We start from the raw sequence: 20,382 nt of genomic DNA, 5'->3' as shown, positions 1-20,382 counted from the left end.
CGTCCCGCGCATGGAGGACGGCGACGCGGACGACGGCGTGTACACGGGCAACGCGGGCAAGGACGCCGCGCTGGACCGGGGTTGGCTGCTGGGGCACTTCAAGGACGCCGGCGATCCGCGGCACAGCGAAGCCGTGGAGATCAAGTGGGGCGTCCACCCGGCGGGTGAGGAACGTGCGCGGTGGGTGACGGGCGAGCTGCGGACGGCGCTGCTCGTCCTGATCAGCGGCCGCTTCCGGGTCCGGCTCCCCGGCCGGGACGTCCTGCTGACGGAGCAGGGGGACTACGTGGTGTGGGGCCGCGGGACCGACCACTCATGGGCCGCGGAGGAGGAGTCGGTGGTCCTCACGGTGCGCTGGCCGTCCGTGCCCGGCTACGCCGTCGTGCCCGGCGAGGATCCGCGGTCCGAACGGCACACGGCGTGACTCCACGGCACCGGGCGGTGCCGTGGAGTCACGCTGGTGCGAAGTCCGTCGGGCCCGTCAGGCCGCCGAACCCCCGGTCTGCTTCCTCGAGGCACCGGCGGTGTCCGGCTCCGGCTCCTCCTCGAAGTTCACGCGGCCCATGTGGCGGTTCATGGACTTCATCAGGGCCCACACACCCACCGCCAGCGCCGCGAAGACGAGGAACCCCAGGACACCCGGGGTGACCTTGTTCTCGTCGAGCTCCTTGGCGAGGGTGGCCATGTGAGTCATTGCGAGGTGTGCGCTTGCGCTCATGTCAGGCATTGTCCCGGATGCCCGCGAAGAGGTCGTCCTCGGGGAGGGAGGTGTCCACGAGTGACCTGGCCAGCTCGTACTCCTCGGTCGGCCAGACCTCCTTCTGGATCTCCATCGGGACGCGGAACCAGCCGCCCTCGGGGTCGATCTGCGTGGCATGCGCGATCAGCGCACGGTCGCGGGTCTCGAAGAAGTCGGCGCAGGGCACGTGCGTGGTCAGCGTTCGCTCCTCGCGCTGGAACTCCTTCCAGCGCTCCAGCCACTCGCCGTAGGGGGACTCCAGGCCGCGCTCCAGCAGTGCCTCGTGGAGGGCGACGGTGCGGGGCCGGTTGAATCCCTGGTTGTAGTAGAGCTTCTGGGGCCGGAAGACCTGCCCGTACTCGGACTCGGGGAACTTCTCCGCGTCGCCCGCTCCGTCGAACGCCACCATCGTGATCTTGTGGGTCATGATGTGGTCGGGGTGCGGGTAGCCGCCGTTCTCGTCGTAGGTCGTGATCACCTGCGGACGGAAGGCACGGATCTTGCGCACCAGCTCGCCGGCCGCCTTGTCGATGTCCTCGAGGGCGAAGCAGCCCTGCGGGAGCGGCGGCAGCGGGTCGCCCTCGGGCAGGCCGGAGTCGACGAAGCCGAGCCACTCCTGCTTGACGCCCAGGATCTCGCGGGCTTCGTCCATCTCCTTCCTGCGGACCTCGTGGATGTTCTCCTCGATGTACGCGTCACCCTGGAGCTTGGGATTGAGAATGGAGCCGCGCTCGCCCCCGGTGCAGGTCACGACCAGCACGTCCACCCCCTCGGACACATACTTGGCCATCGTCGCCGCGCCCTTGCTCGACTCGTCGTCGGGGTGGGCGTGCACGGCCATCAGTCGCAGCTGCTCAGTCAAGACTCGATCCTCAATGAATAGTCGCGTCGTGCAACTTCTATAGTGACGGAATCGGTGGGGGGAAAATTCCTGCCTCCGGCGCTCGAAAGGAACGATCATGGCGGTTGCCGGCGACAAGCTCCCCCAGGGGCGCTACGGGCGGTCCGCGGACGAACGCGCGGACCGCACGCTGCGGTCCGTGGGCGCCGTGCTCGGTGCCGGCATGCTCGCCGTCGTCGGCTGGTTCGGCTACGACTACGTCGCGGGAACCGAGATCAGCGCCGAAGTGATCAAGTTCGATGTGACGGAGGGCGCCGACGAGGTCCAGGTGCATCTCGAGGTGCGCAAGGACGAACAGGCCACCGGCAGCTGCACGCTGCGGGCCCTCGCGGAGGACGGCGGCGAGGTGGGCCGGCTGGACGTGCGGATCGGCCACGCGGGCGAGAGCCGCCTCGACGAGGTCGTGACGATCCGTACGACCCGGCAGGCCACGGCGGCAGAACTGATGGGCTGCGGCGCCGCGTGACACCGGGCACGCCGCGCTGAACCGGGATTCTCCGTCCCCGCCGGGTTTCGTCCTCCCCCTTTCGCGCCGGAATTGTTAGGCTCGTGGTTTCGCCCGCCCAGGGAGGAACATCCTTCTTGGTAGGGCGATGCTTTGTATTCCCAGTACCTACGAGGAGCACCTGTGACCCAGACCAGCGACAACGTCACCTGGCTGACCCAGGAGGCGTACAACCAGCTCAAGGCCGAGCTGGAGTATCTGTCTGGTCCCGCGCGCACCGAGATCGCCAAGAAGATCGAGGCTGCGCGTGAGGAGGGCGACCTGCGGGAGAACGGCGGGTACCACGCGGCCAAGGAGGAGCAGGGCAAGCAGGAGCTCCGTGTGCGCCAGCTGACCCAGCTCCTGGACAACGCGAAGGTCGGCGAGGCCCCGGCGGACGACGGCGTCGTCGAGCCCGGCATGGTCGTCACCATCGCGTTCGACGGCGACGAGGACGACACCCTGACGTTCCTGATGGCGTCCCGCGAGTACGCGAGCACGGACATCGAGACGTACTCGCCGCAGTCGCCGCTGGGCGTCGGCGTGAACGGCAAGAAGGTCGGTGAGGACGCGGAGTACGAGCTGCCGAACGGCAAGACGGCCTCGGTGAAGATCCTCGCGGCCAAGCCCTACTCCGGCTGAGCCGCAGCAGAGCCGCAGCAGACAGAACCGGCGGAAGGGGGCCGGACCGCGTCACGCGGTCCGGCCCCTTCCGCGTGGGGCCGCATGCGTCACTCCGGCGCCGTGTCCCCGGGCCGCTGCCAGACGGCGGCGGCCCGGAGATGATCCGGTACGGCGATGTACGCCAGATCGTGGGTGACGTCCTCCCCGGTCCGCCCGCGCGGTCCGCACCTTCCACGGGGTGCCGCCTGCTGCCAGGCGGCACGCCTGGCAGCGGCCCGGGCCCGATGGGCGGCCTCCTCTTCGGACCCGTCACAGCGCGCCAGGCCGACGCCGACGGGTGTGCGGCCCAGGGCGTGGACCACCGCCCCGCCCATTGCCGCGCTGCCGAAGTACACCCGGCGGTCGCCGCTGCGCGAGCCGACGGCGCTGCAGCCGTGCGGAACGCCGCACTCCTCGCAGCGTCCGGCGTCGACGACCGGGTCGCCGGCGTCCGGACCCAGTGCCGCCGCCAGGAGCAGCAGCAGCCCCCGGCGGACCGCCGCGTGGTCCTGCTCTGCGACGTGCGCCAGCCAGAACGCGGGCCGGTCCCCCGGGGGCGGCCCGGGCGGCACACCGGCAGCCGTGTCGAGCAGGCGCGGCTGCTCCGGAGCGGCCTGCCGGAGGGGAGCGGTCCCGGGGTAGGCGGCGCCGGGAGCGGCCGCGATCCGTTCGGGCGTCCAGTGGCCGGTGGGATCGGACGCCGCTGCGGCCGTCGTCCGTTTCCGGCGGGGCCTGCGGCCCCTCGGGGGCGGCTCCTCCTGCATGGCCGTCACTCCTCTCCCCGGCCCGGTCCCCCGGCTTCCCCTCCACCGACCGCTCGCGCCCGGTCCCCGGCGCAGCGCCATTCATGCCTGGGAGGCGGCCATCTCCATCCAGGCGACGTGCTGGAGGGTCCGGCTGGTGAACTTCGGCGTGGCGACGAACCGTCCGTCGAAGATCCCGTTCACTCCGTAGATGTCACCCACCTCCTCGACCGGGTCGAACTCGTACAGCCAGGGTCCACCACTGGACCCCTCGTACATGTTCGGGCATTCGGCCATGATCAGCTCACGGGGAGGCGGAGTCGGCTCGGTGATGTCCTCGCAGTGCTCCTGGTGGTTCCCGTCGTGGCCGCCGGCGGCGGGGTAGCCGACGATGTGCACGTCCGCCGTGGTGCTGGGGGTGGTGCGGATGTCGAAGGCACCGGCCACGTCGGCGGCCGACTCCCCGGCGGCGTTGTCGTTCAGCTGTATGAGGCCGACGTCGTACCGCTCGTCCGCGTCACTGGCCCACAGACCGTCGGCCGCGACGTTGGCGGCGGTGAACACGCCGAGTTCCTCGGGCCCGCCGTGGCCCGGGACGAAGGCGATGTTCCGGTGCCACTCGCCCTCGGGCCCGCCTTCCTCGATGCAGTGGCCCGCCGTGACCACCAGACGGCCGGAAGGGGTGTTGACCAGCGTGCCCGTGCACGACCCCGGTGACCCGCTCTCGTAGGTGAACAGGACCTTGCCGACCGGCTCCAGGACGGGCCCCTCGACCGGTGCGAGGGCCTGCGCGGCCGTGGGACCGCCGCTCTTCACGGGGGCGGCGCGGCGGTCGCCGTTCGCCACCGCCTCCGCGATCCGCTCCGGCGTCCAGTACCGGAGCAGGTTCTTCTCGGCCTCCGCACGGGACGTGCCGGCCGCTCCCGGAAGGTCGATCGCGGGGACCCGGGCGGAGGCGACCGCGTCGGCGGCCGCCGCCCGGTCGGGGGCGGCCGTCACCAGCGCTCCCGCAGCGGTGAGGACGGCGAACAGCGCGGTGACGCGTGCTCGGACGGTTCGTCTGTGGGCGAGACCTGCGGCCAATGCTTCGCTCCGATCGATCGCGAGGATGCCGTCGCCGGTGGCTCCGCGGCGGTGGCCCGACGCGGTCCGGCGCCTGAAGCAGGCTCTCGTACGAACGTCTGCGCGACCCGATCTTGCCGAGAAATGACGAAGAACCGACCTCACGGCCGAAAAAGGGGCCGGACCGCTTGACGGTCCGACCTCTTCCGCGCGCGGATCAGGCAATGGCCGAACGGTACTTGCGGACCGCCAGGGTCCGGAAGACCAGCAGGATCAGCACCGACCACAGCACCGAGGCCAGGATCGGGTGCTGCATGGGCCATGCCTCCGACGCCTTGAAGCGACAAGCGACAACCAGAAGGCCTCACTGAACGCTTCTCATCCTGTGGTTCGCGGGTGATGACGGCTGGCGGTCGGGGGCCGTAACGCGGCAGGGCTCCTGGTCGTTTCGGCTGGTGATCTCACTCGCCAACGTCTCGACACAGGAGCCCTGTTGGTCCCGCATCGTGCCATGCTCGACGTCCCGCACGAGGTCGTGGAGCACGTTTCCTGGCTCATCTACGCCCGAAGGTGTGAGCTGAACTCCCGCTGGCGCAGGCTGGGCTGCTTCCGGCAGGCCCTGCTTGTCCTGGTGCACCTGCGCAAGAACGAGACTCTGGCCCAGGTCGCAGCGGGGTTCGGCGTCTCCACCGCGACCGCCGGCCGCTACGTGAGCGAAACGGTCGACATCCTCGCCGAGCGCGCCCCGAGCCTGCACGAGGCCCTGCGCGAGTTGCCGCCGGAGGGGTTCGTCATCCTCGACGGCACCCTGATCGCCACCGACCGCATCGCGGCGGACGAGCCGTACTACTCGATGAAGCACCGCCGTCACGGGATGAACGTGCAGGTCGTGGCCGCGCCGGACGGGACACCGCTGTGGTTCTCGCGAGCGTTGCCCGGCCGCACGCACGACCTGACCGCAGCCCGCGCACACGGTGTGATCCAAGCCTGTCTGTCCCGTCAGCTCCTCGTCCTTGCCGACCGGGCCTACCGCGGAGCCGGAGCCACCGTCCGCACCCCCTACTACGGCCGAGACCTTCCCGAGAAGTACGCCCAGTTCAACCGGGACCACGCCCGGCTGCGGGCGCCGGGCGAACGTGCCTTTGCGCGCCTCAAGCAATGGCGGATCCTCCGCAAAGCCCGCTGCAGCACCAACCGCATCGGCCGCACGGTCGCCGCCGTTCACGCCATCGAGATCGCCTGGAGCTCAGGATGAGAAGCGTTCACTGAGGCAAGCTGCAAAAATGCGCCATGGCATGGGCCGGAAACCCCCGCGTCCGCTTGAGCGCAAGCGGCTAGCATGACGCCTGACTGAAGTCTCAGGTGGCCACTAGAAGCCGAATCATGGCGGCTGGTTATGGAGTCGATTGTCGATGAAGGCAAGTAAAGTTCTCGGAATGGGAGTTGCGGCAGCAACTCTGGTTCTGGGTAGCGCGTTCACCGCTGAAGCGGCGGCACAGGCGTCGGGTTCGGTCAAGACGCCGTGGCAGTCCGGCAGCAACATCTACGGCGAAGCCACGCTGTATGGCCCTAACGCGCTGAGCAAACTCTGCGTGTACATCAATCAGGTTCACCCGATGGGGCCCGATGTGACGCTCGCATCGAAGTGCATAAACACCTACGCCGGCACTGTAAGGGTATCCACCACTAGGCCGAACTGCGCGACGGTTCAGACATGGACCGCCGCCACGGTCAATGGACGCATGACGTGGCAGGCTTCATCTCCATACATTACCTTCTGCTAATCCCCTTATCCTGAAGAGGGTCTCCGTAATCGTCTGGAGACCCTCTTCGGCTAGCTGGGCGCTGGCTAATTGGAACCCATGATGACGCGGTCCAGCCTCTGTCCGAAGGATCAGACTGTCGCCGAGCGGTACTTGCGGACCGCGAGCGTACGGAAGACCACGGTGATCAGTACGGACCAAATGACCGACGCCAGCACTGGGTGCTGCATCGGCCAGGCATCCGACGGCGAGACGCCCGGGTTCCCAAACAGCTCGCGGCAGGCCTGGACGGTGGCACTGAATGGGTTCCACTCGGCGATGTGCTGCAGCCATGGCGTGAGCTTGCTGGAGTCTACGAACGCGTTCGAGATGAACGTGACCGGGAAGAGCCAGATCAGTCCACCGGACGTGGCTGCCTCCGGCGTTCGCACCGTCAAACCGATCAGCGCGCCGATCCAGGAGAAGGCGTACCCGAGCAGAAGCAGCAGGGCGAACGCGCCCAGTGCCTTAGGGACGCCCTCATGGACCCGCCAGCCCACCAGCAGGGCGACAATGACGAGTACGACGATGGTGAGCGCCGTCTGTACGAGGTCGGCAAGCGTCCGGCCGGTGAGCACTGCACCGCGCGCCATGGGCAGCGACCTGAAGCGGTCGATGAGGCCCTTGTGCATGTCGTCGGCGATGCCCGCGCCCGCGCCCGCCGTGGCGAAGGTGACGGTCTGGGCGAAGATGCCGGCCATCAGGAACTCGCGGTAGACCTCCGGCGAGGTGGAACTCCCGATCTGCATGGAGCCGCCGAAGATGTAGCTGAACAGCACCACGAACATGACCGGCTGAATCATCCCGAAGATGATCATTTCTGGGATCCGGGTCATCCGGATCAGGTTGCGCTTGGCGACCACGAGCGAGTCGTTCAGCGACTGCCCTACGCCCCCGCGGGGCTTAGGGGCCGTGATCGCGGCGGCTTCGACCTTGAGACTCACTCCGCGGTCTCCTTCCTGGACTTCCTGCCATGGACGGGCTTGGCGATGACGCCCTCCCCCTCGCCGACGACCTCCGCCGCGTGACCGGTCAGCGAGATGAAGACGTCGTCGAGGGTGGGGCGGCGCAGACCGATGTCGTCGATCTCCACGCCACGGGCGTCGAGGTCGCGGATGACCTCGGCGAGCAGCTTGGCGCCGCCGGTGACCGGGACGGTGAGCTTGCGGGTGTGCTCGGCGATCGCGACGTCGCCCTTGCCGTAGGAGGCGAGGACCTCCCGGGCGGGGTCGATCTGCTCGCGCTCGTGCACGACGACCTCGACGCGCTCGCCGCCGGTGCGGGCCTTGAGCTGGTCGGAGGTGCCGCGGGCGATGACCTTGCCGTGGTCGACGACGCAGATGTCGTCGGCGAGGTGGTCGGCCTCCTCCAGGTACTGCGTGGTCAGCAGCAGGGTCGTACCGCCGCCGACGAGTTCCTGGATGACCTCCCACAACTGCTGCCGGTTGCGCGGGTCGAGACCGGTCGTCGGCTCGTCCATGAACATCACGGGCGGCGAGACGACCAGGGCCGCGGCCAGGTCGAGCCTGCGGCGCATACCGCCGGAGTACGTCTTGGCGGGACGGTCGGCGGCGTCGGCCAGGTTGAAGCGCTCGAGGAGCTGGAGTGCTCGCGCCTTCGCGTCGCGGGCGCTCAACTGGTAGAGCTGCCCGACCATCTGGAGGTTCTCACGGCCCGTCAGGTACTCGTCGACGGCGGCGAACTGTCCGGAGAGGCCGATGGACCTGCGCACCTCGTTGGGGTGCTTGAGCACATCGATGCCGGCGACGACGGCGGAGCCGCTGTCGGGCTGGAGCAGCGTGGTCAGTACACGCACGGTCGTGGTCTTGCCGGCGCCGTTGGGGCCGAGAAGTCCCAGGACCGTGCCTTCGGGGACGTCGAGATCGACGCCGTCCAGTGCCCGTACATCGCCGAAGGTCTTCACAAGACCCTCGGCGTAGATGGCGCCTGGCATAGGGCTCTCCCAAGGTGACAGGTGAACAGATGGTTCCGTACGAAAGATGACGCAAGCGACGAAAGGCAGCGAAAGACTTGATGCGCGGCCCGCGCCCGGCGGAGCATGACAGGACGCTCACCGTAACGCGATACATCGCGTTGCTCAAGCGGTTTCTCAAGATGTGTCGCGTCGGCTCCGCGACGGGTCCGCGATGGGTATCGCGATATGGATTTCGGCCTTCCGCTTCTTCCCCGACGGGACCGCGGAAGTGCTCAGCCCATGACCGTGTAACCCTCGGCGCGAAGCGTCGCCGCGACCGCTTCGCAGTGCTCGGGCCCCTTGGTCTCCAGGTGCAGCTCCACCTCCACCTCCGTGAGCCCGAGCCGGGGGTCCGTCCGTACATGACTCACATCGAGAACATTGGCATCCGCCACTGACAACAGCCCGAGAAGACCGGCCAGCGCCCCCGGCCGGTCCGTCAGGCGCAGCCGGAGCGACAGGTACCGGCCCGCCGCGGCCATGCCGTGCCGCAGGATGCGCTGCATCAGCAGTGGGTCCACGTTGCCGCCCGAGAGCAGCGCGACGACCGGGCCCTCGAAGGACCTCGGATCGCTCAGCAGCGCCGCCACCGTGCTCGCCCCCGCCGGCTCGACCACCATCTTCGCCCGCTCGAGGCAGAGCAGCAGCGCGCTCGAGAGCGCGTCCTCCGAGACCGTACGGACCTCGTCCACAAGATCGCCAATGATTTTGAAGGGCACATCACCGGGGCGACCCACCTTGATGCCGTCCGCCATCGTCGACGGCTGCCGGATCGACACCGGACGCCCCGCCGCCAGCGACGGCGGATACGCGGCAGCACCCTCCGCCTGCACACCGATCACCTTCACATCGGGGCGCAGCGCCTTCACCGCGACCGCGATGCCGGCCGCCAGCCCGCCACCGCCGATCCCGACCACGATCGTCCGCACCTCGGGGCACTGCTCGAGGATCTCCAGGCCCACCGTGCCCTGCCCGGCGATGATGTCCGGATGGTCGAAGGGGTGGATGAGCACGGCGCCCGTCTCGCGCGCGTAGTCCTCCGCGGCGGCCAGCGTCTCGTCCACCACCTGCCCGTGCAGCCGGACGTCGGCCCCGTACTCCCTGGTCGCGGCGACCTTCGGCAGCGGGGCGCCGACGGGCATGAAGACCGTGGAGTGCACGCCCAGCAGCGACGACGCCAGCGCCACCCCCTGCGCGTGGTTGCCGGCGGACGCGGCGACGACCCCCGCCGCCCGCTCCTCGGGCCGCAGGCCGGCGATCCGCACGTACGCGCCGCGCAGCTTGAACGACCCGGTGCGCTGCAGGTTCTCGCACTTGAGGTGGACCGGCGCCCCCACCAGCTGCGACAGATGCCTGCTGCCCTCCATCGGCGTGACTCTGGCGACGCCGGACAGCATCTTCTGCGCCCCCCGGACGTCGTCGAGGATCACGGAAGGAAGAATCTCGGGCGTACGGAAGCTCATGCTGCCAAGTCTGACAGTCCGGGCGCCCTGGAGCCGTGGCGTCCGCATCGCGGGCCACGCCCCCTGTGACGATGCCCCGCGCCGCCGCCGGAACGAGGGCCCGCACGGGATTGTGCAGCGCAGGTACGCATGGCCCCGGGGCCGCGTACTCTGTCCCCCACCAACCGACCACCGCACAAGAGAGCCCCCGCAGCCATGCCCACTTCTCAGGACATGACGACCACTGCGTCTGCCTCTCGGGGGACCCCCTCCTCCGAACCGCCCGGCGGCCCCGGTCTCCTCGATGCCCTTCAGCACCAGGTGGCCCTGTTCGCCCGCCGCGCGGAACAGACACGGCTCGGCGGAGTCGGCCAGGTCCGCAACTCCATGGACCGTGCCGCGTACCTGCTCCTCAACCGCCTCGACCTCGAAGGCCCCATGGGCGTCAAGGCACTGGCCGCCGGGATGGGTATCGACTCCTCGACCGTGACCCGGCAGGTGGCGCCGCTGGTCGACAGCGGCCTGGTCAAACGCACCTCGCACCCGGAGGACGGCCGCGCCGTCGTGCTCCAGCTGTCCCCGCGCGGCCTCGCCCGGCTCCAGGAGGTCCGCGACTCGCGCCGCGAGCTGATGGCCCAGGTCACGGACGGCTGGACGGAGAGCGAACGGGAATCGTTCTGCAGCCTGCTCACCCGTTTCAACGACTCGCTCTCCGCCCGGGCGGCCGGCCTCGGCGCCGGTGAGACGGATACGCCTCCGACCTCTTGACCCCGGGCCGTCGTCTGGCCCTAATGAGGACGTGAGCGAGCGGAATTCAGCCATGGACCGCTGCCGTGCCCAGGAGTTCCAGGCCTTCGTGGCGGGCGCGGCCGGCCGGCTGCTGCACGCGGCGACGCTCCTCACCGCCGAGCCCGCCACCGCCAACCCGCAGGCCCAACGGCTGCTGACCGGCGCCCTGGCCCGTACGTACGCGGAGTGGGACCGGCTGCGGGGCGAGGACCCGTACAACCGGACCCGCCAGGAGCTGGCCGTCCGCTTCGCCCGCAGCGCCTGGCGCTACCACCGGGTGCGCGGCGGAGTGCTGGACCGCCTCTCCCCGCAGGAACGTCTCATCCTCGTACTGCGCCTGTACGAGGGCGTCGCGGAGGAGCAGACGGCAGCGATCATCGGACTACCGGCGGACCGGGTGCGGGCCATCTGCAACCGGGCCGTCTCCACCATGCGCAGCGCCCCGCGCCCTCCGCGCCGGGCCGTACTGCGGGCGGCGTCGTGAACGGCCCCCGGCGCAAGGAGGACGAGGTCCGGCGGATGATGGACACCCCCCACCCGGTGGTGCCCGCGGACCTCGGCCCCCGCGCGGCCGCCCTCGGCGCGCGGATGCTGCGCCGCTCGCGGATCACACGCAGGGCGTGGCTCCTGCTGCTGATCGCGGCGATGATCGCGTGCACGGTGTGGGCGGCGGCGACGGAGCCGTGGGCGGTGCCCCCGTCGGAGACGACGCCGCCCCTCGAAGGCTGGTGACAGAGGCCGGTAGCGACGGACTCGTGCGGATCTATCCTGGTACGAGCGGCACATGCGAGAGCCCAGGAGGCCGTCATGACCAGGAAAGTCGCCGACTGCCGTAACACCCCGAGCGTCTCCGGATGCACCCTCACCATCAGCGGTGAGGAGGAGGAAGTCGTACGGGCGGCCGCGGAGCACGCCGTATCCGTCCACGAGCACGCCGACAGCCCCGAGCTTCGGCAGATGATCCGCGAATCCCTCCAGGACGAGAAGGCCGCCGTCTGACCCGTCCCTGCGCGGAGCGCATCAGTTCCCCGACGCGGCAGGTCCCCGGTGCACGCACGCGCACCGGGGACCTGACGGGACGTGGGGCCGTCGGGCCGACGGTCAGCCCAGGGCCTGCTGCAGATCCGCCAGCAGGTCGTCGACCGCCTCGATGCCCACGGACAGCCGGACCAGGTCCGCCGGCACCTCCAGCGCGGAGCCCACGACCGACGCGTGCGTCATCCGGCCCGGGTGCTCGATCAGCGACTCCACACCGCCCAGCGACTCACCCAGCGTGAAGAGCTTCGCCCGGTTGCAGACCTCCACCGCCGCCTGCTCGCCGCCCTGCACACGGAACGACACCATGCCGCCGAACGCCCGCATCTGCTTCGCCGCGATCTCGTGCCCCGGGTGCTCGGGCAGGCCCGGGTAGAGAACCTCGGTGACCTTCGCGTGCTGGGTCAGCATCTCCGCGACCCGTGTCGCGTTCTCGCTGTGCCGGTCCATCCGGACCGGCAGGGTCTTGATGCCGCGCAGCACCAGCCACGCGTCGAACGGCCCGGCGACCGCACCCATCGCGTTCTGGTGGTACGCCAGCTCCTCGCCCAGCTCGGCGTCGGCGGCGATCAGCCCGCCGCCGACGACGTCCGAGTGACCGCCCATGTACTTGGTCAGCGAGTGCACGACGACGTCCGCGCCGAGCGCGATCGGCTGCTGCAGATACGGGCTGGCGAAGGTGTTGTCGACGACGAGCTTCGCGCCCGCCGTGCGCGCGATGTCCGCGACGGCCGCGATGTCGGTGATGCCGAGCAGCGGGTTCGACGGCGTCTCGACCCAGATCACCTTCGTGCGGTCGGTGACCGACGCCCGCACCGCCGCCGGGTCGGAGGTGTTCGCCACCGAGAAGTCCACGCCCCACCGCTCGACGACCTTGGCGAAGAGCCGGAAGGTGCCGCCGTACGCGTCGTTCGGGATCACCACGTGGTCCCCGGGCCGCAGCAGCGTCCGCAGCAGGCAGTCCTCCGCCGCGAGCCCGGACGCGAAGGCGAGGCCGCGCCGGCCGCCCTCGATCGCGGCGAGGTTCTCCTCCAGGGCGGTGCGCGTGGGGTTGGCGCTGCGGCTGTACTCGTATCCACCGCGCAGGCCGCCCACGCCGTCCTGCTTGTAGGTGGACACCTGGTAGATCGGCGGGACGACCGCGCCGGTCTGCGGATCCGCCGTGTTGCCCGCATGGATGGCGCGGGTCTCGAAGCTGTGCAAGCTGTGCTGGTCGCTCATGAGGCCCGAGCGTAGTCCCGTACGGGGCAGGCCGTGGCCGCTCCCCGTATGCGTCCTGGACAATGGGCCCATGGAGATTCTCTGGTTCCTGATCGCGCTGTGCATGCTGGTCGTGGTCCTCGGCCCGTTCATCCGGAGCCGCCGCAACCGCGTCCAGCTCGTGCGGCCCGGTTCGCCGGACGCCGCCGACCCGGAGACGTACGGCTTCGTGCGCCAGGAGCTGCTGGACGTCCGGACCCCCGGACCGGACCAGGACCTCGTCGACGTACTGGACGTCGTCCAGCGCACCCAGGAGTGGAAGGCCGCCGCGCAGCTGCTCGCCGGCACGCCGAAGGACGGCGAGCTGCGCTGGCAGCGCGTCCAGGCGTTCGCCGGCGCCGCCTCCCTCGAACTCGCGCAGCAGCCCGGCGTCGGCGGCGCGTGGCTGCGCAAGTGGCGCTCCGAGGCCCCGAAGGACGCGGGCGCGGCGCAGGTGCACGCCGAGTTCCTCGTCCAGCAGGCGTGGCGCACCGCCACGGTGGGCTCGGACGAGTTCCGGATCATCCTCGAAGAGGCGAGGAAGGTCTGCGGCGACGCCGCGCTCCTCGCACCCGGCGACCCCGTCCCGTACATCACCGAGCTGGCCGTCGCCCGCGGGCTGGGCTACAGCCCCGAGCAGTTCGACGAACTGTGGGCCAAGGTCATCGACCGCGCGCCCGACCACATGGGCGCCCACCTCGCCGCCCTGCACCACCTGTGCGAGAAGTGGCACGGCTCCCGCGAGGAGGCGGACCACTTCGCCACCACCGCCGCGGCCCGCGCCCCGCACGGGTCGCTGCTGGCCGCCCTGCCGCTCTTCGCGGTGTACGAGCACCTGCCCGAGGTGAACCTCGTCAGCTCCTTCTACCAGAGCGCGGTCGTCACCAGGGCCATGGAAGGCGCGCTGTACGCGGTGCACTCGGCCCGCCCCGACGACCCGATGCTCCCGCACGTACGCCACCTGCTGATCGTCTTCCTGGTGAATTCCGAGCGGTGGGCCGAGGCGATGCACCAGCTCGTACGGGTCGACGGACACGTGGGCGCGGTGCCCTGGACGACCGAGCCCGACCCGGCGGCGGCCTACGCGGTCTACCGCGCCCTGGCGGTCGCCGGCTACGAGGCGAACGGCGGCAGCCCGGCGACACTGCTGCACTGAGCCGCGCCCTCACCGAACCGCGTCCGCACCGAGCCCCGTCATCCGGAATTCCGGACGGCACCGGGACGTTCTTCCCGGTGCCGACACCGTGAAGGAGAACCAGCCATGCTCTTCGGCCGTACGCCCGTGCTGCCCACCCCGGAGCAGGCCCTCAAGGGCCGCCCCGACCCGTCCTTCACCGTCCCCGACCGCCACACGGTCCTCGGCAACCCGCTGCTCGGCCCCTACCCCGGCCACCTGGAGACCGCGGACTTCGCGCTGGGCTGCTTCTGGGGTGCCGAGCGCAAGTTCTGGCAGACCGAGGGCGTGTGGACGACCCTCGTCGGCTACCAGGGCGGGTACACCGAGAACCCGACGTACGAGGAGGCCTGCTCGGGCCTGACCGGCCACGCGGAGGCCGTCCGCGTCGTCTTCGACCCGTCGGTCGTTTCGTACGAGTCGCTGCTGAAGCTGTTCTGGGAGTCGCACAACCCGACGCAGGGCTTCCGCCAGGGCAACGACGTGGGCACGCAGTACCGCTCGGCGGTCTACACCCACTCCCCCGCCCAGGCCGCGGCGGCGAAGGTGTCCCGCGACGCCTACCAGAAGGTCCTGACCGGCTCGGGCTACGGCACGATCACCACGGAGATCCTGCCGGCGGACGACCGCCCGTTCTACCCGGCGGAGGCGTACCACCAGCAGTACCTCGACAAGAACCCGGCGGGCTACTGCGGCATCGGCGGCACGGGCGTCTCCTGCCCGGTCGGCGTCGCCCCCGCCGGGGGCTGACCGGTCCGCCACGCCGCCGCCCGCTCCTCGGCCCTGGCCCGCTGCATGGCGGTGAGCCGGTGCACGAAGTGGATCGCGAACGCGGCGGCGGCGATGTCGACGGCCGCGGCGCCCACGAGCAGGCCGGTCGCGGAGACGATCTCGTCCGGCTCCTGGGCGTCGCTGTACCGGCGGTCGGCGAACCGCGTCGCGAACCAGGTGACGAGGAAGCCCGCCCACCACAGGTTCACGGGTGTGCGGGGCTCGCTGGTGGCGCTCGCGTAGGGAGAGGAGCGGCTCGCCGTCCACACCTCGGCGGCGATGCCACGGGGAATCCACAGGTTGGCGACGGGGATGAACCAGGCGCCGATCGTCCAGCCGGGGCCGCGGGTGAGCAGATCGGGCGCGAGGACACCGGCGATCGTGCGCACGCGGTGGAACCAGATGACGAAGACGACCGCCGTGGCGACGTAGGCCGTCAACTGGAGGGTGCTCGTCAAGAGCATGAACGAGTCGGCCCGTTCGGCCTCGGCCTGGGTGATGGCCGGGAAGTCCCCGTCGGCCAGCGGCTCGAACAGGGCACGCACGTCGAGGACGGCGGCGATCACGGCGACGTCGGCGAGGGCCACCACGCCGAGCAGCACCATGACGGCCCTCCCAAGCCCGACCGGCGAAAGCAGCACGAGGGGTGCGGGCGCCCGTACGACCGGCGTCAGACCCGGCTCCTGCCCGTGCGACGGAGCTGCATACGGCTGCGACTTGGTGGACAGGCACGCGACGCAGCGTCCGTCGCCGTCCGTCGCCGTCTGTCTACGGCAGTTGGTGCAGAGCATGGTGAAGCAGACCCCCCAGAAGTGAAGCGGCGCTCCTCCCCAGGGACGCCGCGGGTGAACGCGGCCGGGAACACCTCGGCCGCCTGCGGAAGATAGCCCGTGCGGCAGCGCCCGTCCACCGCGTTCGCCCAGTTCAGGCCCGTCCCGCCGGTACCGGACGACGCGCGGTCGCGCCGCCCCTCCGCCCCGCCGAGGACGGCCGGTCCGTGGGTGTCGCCCGGCGTACGGTGCCGGGACAATGGCGGGGCCGGGAACCACACCGTCACAGGGAACGAGGGGCCCATGCTGTTCGCCAGAGGCCGGGATCTGCGCCTGCCCACCCCCGAGGAGGCCCCGCCGGGCCGCTCCGCGCCCGCGTACGAGGTGCCCGAGCGCCATGCCGTGCTCGGGACCCCGCTGCGGGGACCCTGGCCCACCGGCCTCGAGGTCGCCGAGTTCGCCCTCGGCTGCTTCTGGGGCGCCGAGCGCAGGTTCTGGCAGACGCCCGGCGTCTGGACCACCGTGACCGGCTTCCAGGGCGGGTTCACGCCGCACCCCGTCGACGACGAGATCCGCACCGGGCTGACGGGGCACGCGGAGACCGTGCGGGTCGTGTTCGACCCGGCGAAGGTGTCCTATCCCGACCTGCTGAGGCTCTTCTGGGAGTCGCACGACCCCACCCAGGGCTTCCGCCAGGGCAACGACGTCGGCACCTACGTCAGGTCCCTCCTCTTCACCCACTCCACCTCCCAGGCCGCGGCTGCGGAGGCGTCCCGCGACGCCTACCAGGAGGCCCTGTCCGCCGCGGGGTACGGCCGGATCACCACGGAGATCCTCCCGGCCGAAGCGCACCCGTTCTACCCGGCTCGGGCGTACCACCAGCAGTATCTGGACCGGAACCCGGCGGGCTACTGCGGCCTCGGCGGCACGGGCGTCTCCTGCCCGACCGGGTTCGCGCAGGCCGAGGGCTGAGGCCGGCGGCACGCCGGGACGGCCGGTGGCGGTGGACGACGGCCCGTACCTGGCCGACCTGTCCGTCGGGCGGCAGCGGCGGCTGGAGCTGGCGCGTCCGGTGTCCTCGCCGGCGGACCTGCTCGTACTCGACGAGCCCACCAACCACATGGCGCCGGGCCTGATGGAGGAGGTGGAGCGGGCGCTGGAGGCGTACGAGGGAGCGGTGGTCGTCGTCTCGCACGACCGGCGGCTGTGCGGCGCTTTCACGGGCGACCGGCTGGCGCTGTCCGGGGGCCGGGTGGTCGGGTGAGGCCGTGGGCGAGAGCTCTGGTGACAGTCCCGGCGAGAGCCCCTGTGAGAGCCCTCTGCCCGTGGCGAATCTGCTGCGGGCAGAGGTTTCTGAAGCGGCGGCATCCTTGCGCCGACAGTGGGAGGACCGCGGCGGGCCGCCGTCGCGGGACCACCACGAGGAGGCCCCGATGCCACCGCTTGCCCCGTATCCGTACGAGCCGTTCCCGCGAGCAGCCGCCGACGGGGACACGCCCCCGTCGCGGTTCGACGACCATCTCGCCGCGCAGTTGCTGGCGCAGCGGATCGTGTTCCTGGGGACGCAGGTCGACGAGGTGTCCGCGAACCGGGTCTGTGCGCAGATGCTGCTGCTGTCGGCCGAGGACCCGCGCAGCGACATCAGCCTCTACATCAACAGCCCCGGCGGCTCGGTGACGGCCGGGCTGGCGATCTACGACACGATGCGGCTGATCCCCAACGACGTGTCGACGCTCGCGATGGGCTTCGCCGCGAGCATGGGACAGTTCCTGGTCACCGTGGGGACGGCGGGCAAGCGCTTCGCGCTGCCGAACGCGCGGATCATGATGCACCAGCCGTCGGCCGGTATCGGCGGGACGGCCGCCGACATCGCGATCCAGGCCGAGAACCTGGAGTTCACGAAGCGGGCCGTCGAACGGATCACCGCGGAGCACACCGGGCAGAGCGAGGAGACGGTCTCGCGCGACGGCGACCGCGACCGGTGGTTCACGGCCGCGCAGGCCAAGGAGTACGGCATGGTCGACCACGTGGTCGAGTCGCTGGCGGACGTCCGGCCGGCCGGGCCGGCGCGGCGCATCGGGCTGGGGAGCTGACATGGGCCAGTACACGATTCCGAACGTCGTCGAGCGCACTCCGCAGGGCGAGCGGTCGTACGACGTCTTCAGCCGGCTGCTGTCCGAGCGGATCATCTTCCTGGGCACGGAGATCGACGACGGCGTGGCGAACGTCGTCATCGCCCAGCTGCTCCACCTGGAGTCGTCCAGTCCGGACATGGAGATCGCGGTCTACATCAACTCACCGGGCGGCTCGTTCACTTCGCTGATGGCGATCTACGACACGATGACGTTCGTGCGCGCGCCGATCTCCACGTTCTGCGTCGGCCAGGCGGCCTCGACGGCGGCGGTGCTGCTGGCAGGCGGGGACCCGGGGCGGCGGTTCGTCCTGGAGCACGCGCGGGTACTGCTGGGCCAGCCGGCGAGCGCAGGCCGGCAGGGCACCGTCTCCGATCTCAGTCTGCAGGCCAAGGAGATGCTGCGGATCCGCTCCCAGGTGGAGGAGGTGCTGTCCCGGCACACGCGTCACGACGTGGCGGTCCTCCGCGCGGACATGGACCGGGACAAGGTGTTCACGGCGCACGAGGCTGTGGCGTACGGCCTCGCGGACGAGGTGCTGAGCCGGCGGGCGGTGGGTGTCTGACCCGCCGTCACGCGGCGAGGCGCACGTCGCCCGGGAGTGCGGCCCGCGACACGGGGGGAACCGGCCGGGCCGTCGTGGAACGCACCGAGCTCACCGTGCGGACCGGGCGGACCGGGCGGACGAGCTCGCGGTGGGTCAGGGCGAGCAGGTCGGCGAGCCCGTAGCCGAGGGCGTGCGCGGCCGCCGCGAGGACCTCGGACGAGGCCTCCTTGCGGCCGCGTTCGAGCTCGGAGAGGTACGGGACGGAGATCCGGGCGGCGTCGGCCACGTCCTTGAGGGTGCGCTCCTGCGCCAGCCGTTCGCGGCGCAGGACGCCGCCGACGACATGCCGCCACAGCGGCTCCCTGGCGGCGGGGTCCGGCGCGGGCGCCGCGGCCGGGCGCAGGGGAACGACACGGGCTCGGTTCGTCTCGTCGCTGCTCACTTGTTCAGAGTAGAAGCGCCGCGGCCTCCCGTGGAGCATCCGCGGTTGCGCCCGGGGCGAACGGTACGGTCGGGGACGCACGGGGCAGCTTGCCGCAACTGCTCGTTCTCCTACCGGCGTTGCTCCGTTGCCGTCAGGATGCCGCCGTGCCCCTGTCGGGCACGGCGCCGGCGCCCGCCTGCGCCGTGCGCAGTTCGGCGACGGTGCGGGAGGCGTCGTAGCCGGGGGCGACACCGTCGACGAGGATCACGTCTCCGGGGATGTGACGGGTCCGCAGCGGGGCGATCTCCTGGTACGCCTCGGAGTCGTACCAGGCGCGCGCGTCGCGCAGGGTCGGGAAGCCGACGACGACGAGCGCGCCCGGCCACTCGCCCTCGAGAACCTCAGGGGTCACTCCGTGGACCAGGAAGGCGCCTCCGTAGGGGGCGAAGGTCGACTGGATGCACTCTATGTAGGTGAAGACCTCGTCGTGAAGGTGCGCGGCGGGCCTCAGGTGGGCGACGGCGTACGCGGTCATGGGGTCCTCCCGATGTCAGGGGTGGCGCTGTGTCCCCGATGCTGCCGAACGGCCCGGCACCCGTCGAGCACCTCCGGGGTAGGCCCGGCGCGGGCGCCGGGCCCCGGCGCTCACAGCCGGAGCTGGAAGTAGCCGATGTCCCGCTCGCGCGCGTACCCCAGCCGGTCGTTGACAGCGAGCATGGGGCCGTTCTCGTCGGCGACGGTCGTGGCGGTCTCCCGCACCCTGGGGCACCGGTCGGTCACGACGCCCATCATGTGCCGCTTGACGGCCAGGCCGAGGCCACGGCCGCGATGGGCGGGCACCACGGCCGTGTCGTACTGGAGGGCGCGGACGTCCGAGGGGTCGCGCAGCACCAGTTCCGTGTAGGCGGCGACGGTGTCGGCGCCGTCGGCGGTGTGCACGACGGCCGAGGAGAGGAGGACGCCGCCGCGGTCCTCGATCACCTGTGCCGCCGCCCGTACCCGGGCCGCGTTCCACCGGGGTCCGCTCAGGTCGAGGTCCCCCATCGGCGCGTCGTCCATGGCGTTGTGGACCTCGGCGAAGGCGTCGGCGAGCGCGTCCGGCACGACCCCGGTCCAGTGGGCGTAGGCGTACCCGTCGGGAAGCACCGGTGGCACCGGGTGGTCGGCGAGCGCGCCGCGGACGTCCTGCACGTACCAGGACAGCGGCAGGGCGCTCGTGAAGCCATGGCGGGCGGCGAACGCCTCGCCCGGGCCGCCGAGTTCGAGGAGGGTGGAGAGCGATGTGCGGCCGTCGGCGGCGATTTCGCCGCGCAGGGCGTCCCAGAGTCGGCTGCCGACGCCGCGCCGTCTGGCCCGGGGGTGCACGGCCAGCTGGTCGAGGAAGGCCGTGTGCCGGTTGTTCTCGTCGGTGAACAGCACGAGCGAGCCCACACCGTCGTACGAACCGTCGGCCGCCACTGCCACACGGTGGAGCGCCCGGGAGTTCACCGAGGGGGTCCGCAGCTTCCCCTCCGTCTCCACGCGGCCGGGCGGGGGCACGTGGGCGGGCAGGTCGTGGGTGTGCGCGGCGTGGATCACGGTGTGCCAGGCGTCGACGGCGGACGCCGGGAGCGGCGTGGGGAGGCTGGTGATCGTCATGCGGGGGACGCTACGTCCCGGGTGGGCACGGCCGCCGTGAATTTGCGCCGTG

26 protein-coding genes and 2 pseudogenes are annotated in these 20,382 nt (G+C 71.0%); 15 read left to right on the top strand and 13 right to left on the bottom strand.

All coding sequences use genetic code 11. From position 1 onward, the window contains the following. The first annotated feature begins 10 nt into the window (after window positions 1-10). Window positions 11-424, top strand: a complete 414-nt coding sequence (locus OGH68_RS23260; protein ID WP_264246902.1) for a signal peptidase I — start codon at window positions 11-13, stop codon at window positions 422-424. Window positions 425-481: 57 nt separating this feature from the next. On the opposite strand, the gene OGH68_RS23255 is transcribed toward OGH68_RS23260, so the two are convergent. Further along, window positions 482-727 (bottom strand): hypothetical protein, encoded by a 246-nt coding sequence (locus OGH68_RS23255; RefSeq protein ID WP_264246901.1) that lies wholly within the window; start codon window positions 725-727, stop codon window positions 482-484. Next, on the bottom strand, window positions 720-1,601 hold the full coding sequence (mca, locus tag OGH68_RS23250) for a mycothiol conjugate amidase Mca (protein ID WP_264246900.1): 882 nt from the start codon (window positions 1,599-1,601) through the stop codon (window positions 720-722). Before mca ends, OGH68_RS23255 begins: the two co-directional genes overlap by 8 nt. Window positions 1,602-1,698: 97 nt before the next feature. On the opposite strand from mca, the gene OGH68_RS23245 reads away from it, so the two are divergent. Then, window positions 1,699-2,106 (top strand): DUF4307 domain-containing protein, encoded by a 408-nt coding sequence (locus tag OGH68_RS23245; RefSeq protein WP_264246899.1) that lies wholly within the window; start codon window positions 1,699-1,701, stop codon window positions 2,104-2,106. 162 nt (window positions 2,107-2,268) lie between these two features. Further along, window positions 2,269-2,766 (top strand): transcription elongation factor GreA, encoded by a 498-nt coding sequence (greA, locus tag OGH68_RS23240; protein ID WP_264246898.1) that lies wholly within the window; start codon window positions 2,269-2,271, stop codon window positions 2,764-2,766. An 89-nt stretch (window positions 2,767-2,855) separates the two neighbouring features. Here the strand turns inward: greA and OGH68_RS23235 are convergent, their stop codons facing one another. From OGH68_RS23235 to OGH68_RS23225, 3 genes and pseudogenes are all read right to left on the bottom strand, one after another. Further along, window positions 2,856-3,551, bottom strand: coding sequence for a hypothetical protein (locus OGH68_RS23235; RefSeq protein WP_264246897.1), 696 nt, complete (start codon window positions 3,549-3,551; stop codon window positions 2,856-2,858). 81 nt (window positions 3,552-3,632) lie between these two features. Next, a complete protein-coding gene (locus OGH68_RS23230; RefSeq protein WP_264246896.1) occupies window positions 3,633-4,613 on the bottom strand; it encodes a trypsin-like serine peptidase in 981 nt (326 codons plus the stop codon). A 196-nt stretch (window positions 4,614-4,809) separates the two neighbouring features. After that, window positions 4,810-4,932: pseudogene (locus OGH68_RS23225) on the bottom strand (ABC transporter permease); the annotation flags it as partial. Between the two features lie 171 nt (window positions 4,933-5,103). Here OGH68_RS23225 and OGH68_RS23220 point away from each other — a divergent pair. Together OGH68_RS23220 and OGH68_RS23215 are read left to right on the top strand one after the other, a co-directional pair. After that, on the top strand, window positions 5,104-5,847 hold the full coding sequence (locus OGH68_RS23220; RefSeq protein ID WP_413471087.1) for a transposase family protein: 744 nt from the start codon (window positions 5,104-5,106) through the stop codon (window positions 5,845-5,847). A 157-nt stretch (window positions 5,848-6,004) separates the two neighbouring features. After that, window positions 6,005-6,376, top strand: coding sequence for a hypothetical protein (locus tag OGH68_RS23215; RefSeq protein WP_264246895.1), 372 nt, complete (start codon window positions 6,005-6,007; stop codon window positions 6,374-6,376). A gap of 110 nt (window positions 6,377-6,486) precedes the next feature. On the opposite strand, the gene OGH68_RS23210 is transcribed toward OGH68_RS23215, so the two are convergent. The 3 genes from OGH68_RS23210 to ilvA all read right to left on the bottom strand — a co-directional run bounded on the left by OGH68_RS23210 (window position 6,487) and on the right by ilvA (window position 9,832). Continuing rightward, complete coding sequence (locus OGH68_RS23210) at window positions 6,487-7,338, bottom strand: ABC transporter permease (RefSeq protein WP_264246894.1); 852 nt, start codon at window positions 7,336-7,338, stop codon at window positions 6,487-6,489. After that, window positions 7,335-8,348, bottom strand: coding sequence for an ATP-binding cassette domain-containing protein (locus OGH68_RS23205; protein WP_264246893.1), 1,014 nt, complete (start codon window positions 8,346-8,348; stop codon window positions 7,335-7,337). Before OGH68_RS23205 ends, OGH68_RS23210 begins: the two co-directional genes overlap by 4 nt. A gap of 254 nt (window positions 8,349-8,602) precedes the next feature. Next, window positions 8,603-9,832, bottom strand: a complete 1,230-nt coding sequence (gene ilvA / locus OGH68_RS23200; protein ID WP_264246892.1) for a threonine ammonia-lyase — start codon at window positions 9,830-9,832, stop codon at window positions 8,603-8,605. Between the two features lie 213 nt (window positions 9,833-10,045). Between ilvA and OGH68_RS23195 the strand changes: the two genes are divergently transcribed. The 4 genes from OGH68_RS23195 (at window position 10,046) to OGH68_RS23180 (ending at window position 11,599) form a co-directional block, all read left to right on the top strand. Continuing rightward, on the top strand, window positions 10,046-10,579 hold the full coding sequence (locus OGH68_RS23195) for a MarR family winged helix-turn-helix transcriptional regulator (RefSeq protein WP_264246891.1): 534 nt from the start codon (window positions 10,046-10,048) through the stop codon (window positions 10,577-10,579). Between the two features lie 52 nt (window positions 10,580-10,631). Next, window positions 10,632-11,084, top strand: a complete 453-nt coding sequence (locus OGH68_RS23190; RefSeq protein WP_413471019.1) for a sigma factor-like helix-turn-helix DNA-binding protein — start codon at window positions 10,632-10,634, stop codon at window positions 11,082-11,084. Next, window positions 11,081-11,332: a hypothetical protein gene (locus OGH68_RS23185; protein ID WP_264246889.1), complete on the top strand. Its 252-nt coding sequence runs from the start codon at window positions 11,081-11,083 to the stop codon at window positions 11,330-11,332. The genes OGH68_RS23190 and OGH68_RS23185 overlap by 4 nt, the downstream gene beginning before the upstream one ends. Window positions 11,333-11,407: 75 nt before the next feature. After that, on the top strand, window positions 11,408-11,599 hold the full coding sequence (locus OGH68_RS23180) for a DUF1059 domain-containing protein (RefSeq protein WP_264246888.1): 192 nt from the start codon (window positions 11,408-11,410) through the stop codon (window positions 11,597-11,599). Between the two features lie 102 nt (window positions 11,600-11,701). Here the strand turns inward: OGH68_RS23180 and OGH68_RS23175 are convergent, their stop codons facing one another. Continuing rightward, window positions 11,702-12,856: a cystathionine gamma-synthase gene (locus OGH68_RS23175; protein ID WP_264246887.1), complete on the bottom strand. Its 1,155-nt coding sequence runs from the start codon at window positions 12,854-12,856 to the stop codon at window positions 11,702-11,704. 70 nt (window positions 12,857-12,926) lie between these two features. On the opposite strand from OGH68_RS23175, the gene OGH68_RS23170 reads away from it, so the two are divergent. Both OGH68_RS23170 and msrA (OGH68_RS23165) read left to right on the top strand, forming a co-directional pair. After that, on the top strand, window positions 12,927-14,030 hold the full coding sequence (locus OGH68_RS23170; protein ID WP_264246886.1) for a hypothetical protein: 1,104 nt from the start codon (window positions 12,927-12,929) through the stop codon (window positions 14,028-14,030). 105 nt (window positions 14,031-14,135) lie between these two features. Further along, window positions 14,136-14,798 (top strand): peptide-methionine (S)-S-oxide reductase MsrA, encoded by a 663-nt coding sequence (gene msrA, locus OGH68_RS23165; RefSeq protein WP_264246885.1) that lies wholly within the window; start codon window positions 14,136-14,138, stop codon window positions 14,796-14,798. Here msrA (OGH68_RS23165) and OGH68_RS23160 read toward each other — a convergent pair. Beyond that, window positions 14,735-15,610, bottom strand: coding sequence for a DUF4328 domain-containing protein (locus tag OGH68_RS23160; protein ID WP_264246884.1), 876 nt, complete (start codon window positions 15,608-15,610; stop codon window positions 14,735-14,737). The two genes, msrA (OGH68_RS23165) and OGH68_RS23160, sit on opposite strands and share 64 nt — an antisense overlap. A 282-nt stretch (window positions 15,611-15,892) precedes the next feature. Between OGH68_RS23160 and msrA (OGH68_RS23155) the strand changes: the two genes are divergently transcribed. The 4 genes and pseudogenes from msrA (OGH68_RS23155) (at window position 15,893) to OGH68_RS23140 (ending at window position 18,286) form a co-directional block, all read left to right on the top strand. Next, on the top strand, window positions 15,893-16,561 hold the full coding sequence (gene msrA / locus OGH68_RS23155) for a peptide-methionine (S)-S-oxide reductase MsrA (protein ID WP_264246883.1): 669 nt from the start codon (window positions 15,893-15,895) through the stop codon (window positions 16,559-16,561). A 55-nt stretch (window positions 16,562-16,616) separates the two neighbouring features. Next, a pseudogene (locus tag OGH68_RS23150) lies at window positions 16,617-16,853 on the top strand (ATP-binding cassette domain-containing protein); the annotation flags it as partial. A 169-nt stretch (window positions 16,854-17,022) separates the two neighbouring features. Next, on the top strand, window positions 17,023-17,682 hold the full coding sequence (locus OGH68_RS23145; protein WP_264246882.1) for a ClpP family protease: 660 nt from the start codon (window positions 17,023-17,025) through the stop codon (window positions 17,680-17,682). A gap of 1 nt (window position 17,683) precedes the next feature. Further along, window positions 17,684-18,286: a ClpP family protease gene (locus OGH68_RS23140; protein ID WP_264246881.1), complete on the top strand. Its 603-nt coding sequence runs from the start codon at window positions 17,684-17,686 to the stop codon at window positions 18,284-18,286. 7 nt (window positions 18,287-18,293) lie between these two features. On the opposite strand, the gene OGH68_RS23135 is transcribed toward OGH68_RS23140, so the two are convergent. The 3 genes from OGH68_RS23135 to OGH68_RS23125 form a co-directional block, all read right to left on the bottom strand. Then, complete coding sequence (locus OGH68_RS23135; RefSeq protein ID WP_264246880.1) at window positions 18,294-18,710, bottom strand: helix-turn-helix domain-containing protein; 417 nt, start codon at window positions 18,708-18,710, stop codon at window positions 18,294-18,296. A 133-nt stretch (window positions 18,711-18,843) separates the two neighbouring features. Continuing rightward, complete coding sequence (locus OGH68_RS23130) at window positions 18,844-19,227, bottom strand: DUF1330 domain-containing protein (RefSeq protein ID WP_264246879.1); 384 nt, start codon at window positions 19,225-19,227, stop codon at window positions 18,844-18,846. A gap of 110 nt (window positions 19,228-19,337) precedes the next feature. Beyond that, window positions 19,338-20,330 carry a GNAT family N-acetyltransferase gene (locus tag OGH68_RS23125; RefSeq protein ID WP_264246878.1) on the bottom strand — a complete coding sequence of 331 codons (993 nt, stop codon included), beginning with the start codon at window positions 20,328-20,330 and terminating at the stop codon, window positions 19,338-19,340. Window positions 20,331-20,382 lie beyond the last annotated feature (52 nt).

The sequence above is a fragment of the Streptomyces peucetius genome, assembly GCF_025854275.1.
In the GTDB taxonomy this organism is placed as follows: domain Bacteria; phylum Actinomycetota; class Actinomycetes; order Streptomycetales; family Streptomycetaceae; genus Streptomyces; species Streptomyces peucetius_A.
This window is presented reverse-complemented; position numbering and strand designations above follow the sequence as displayed.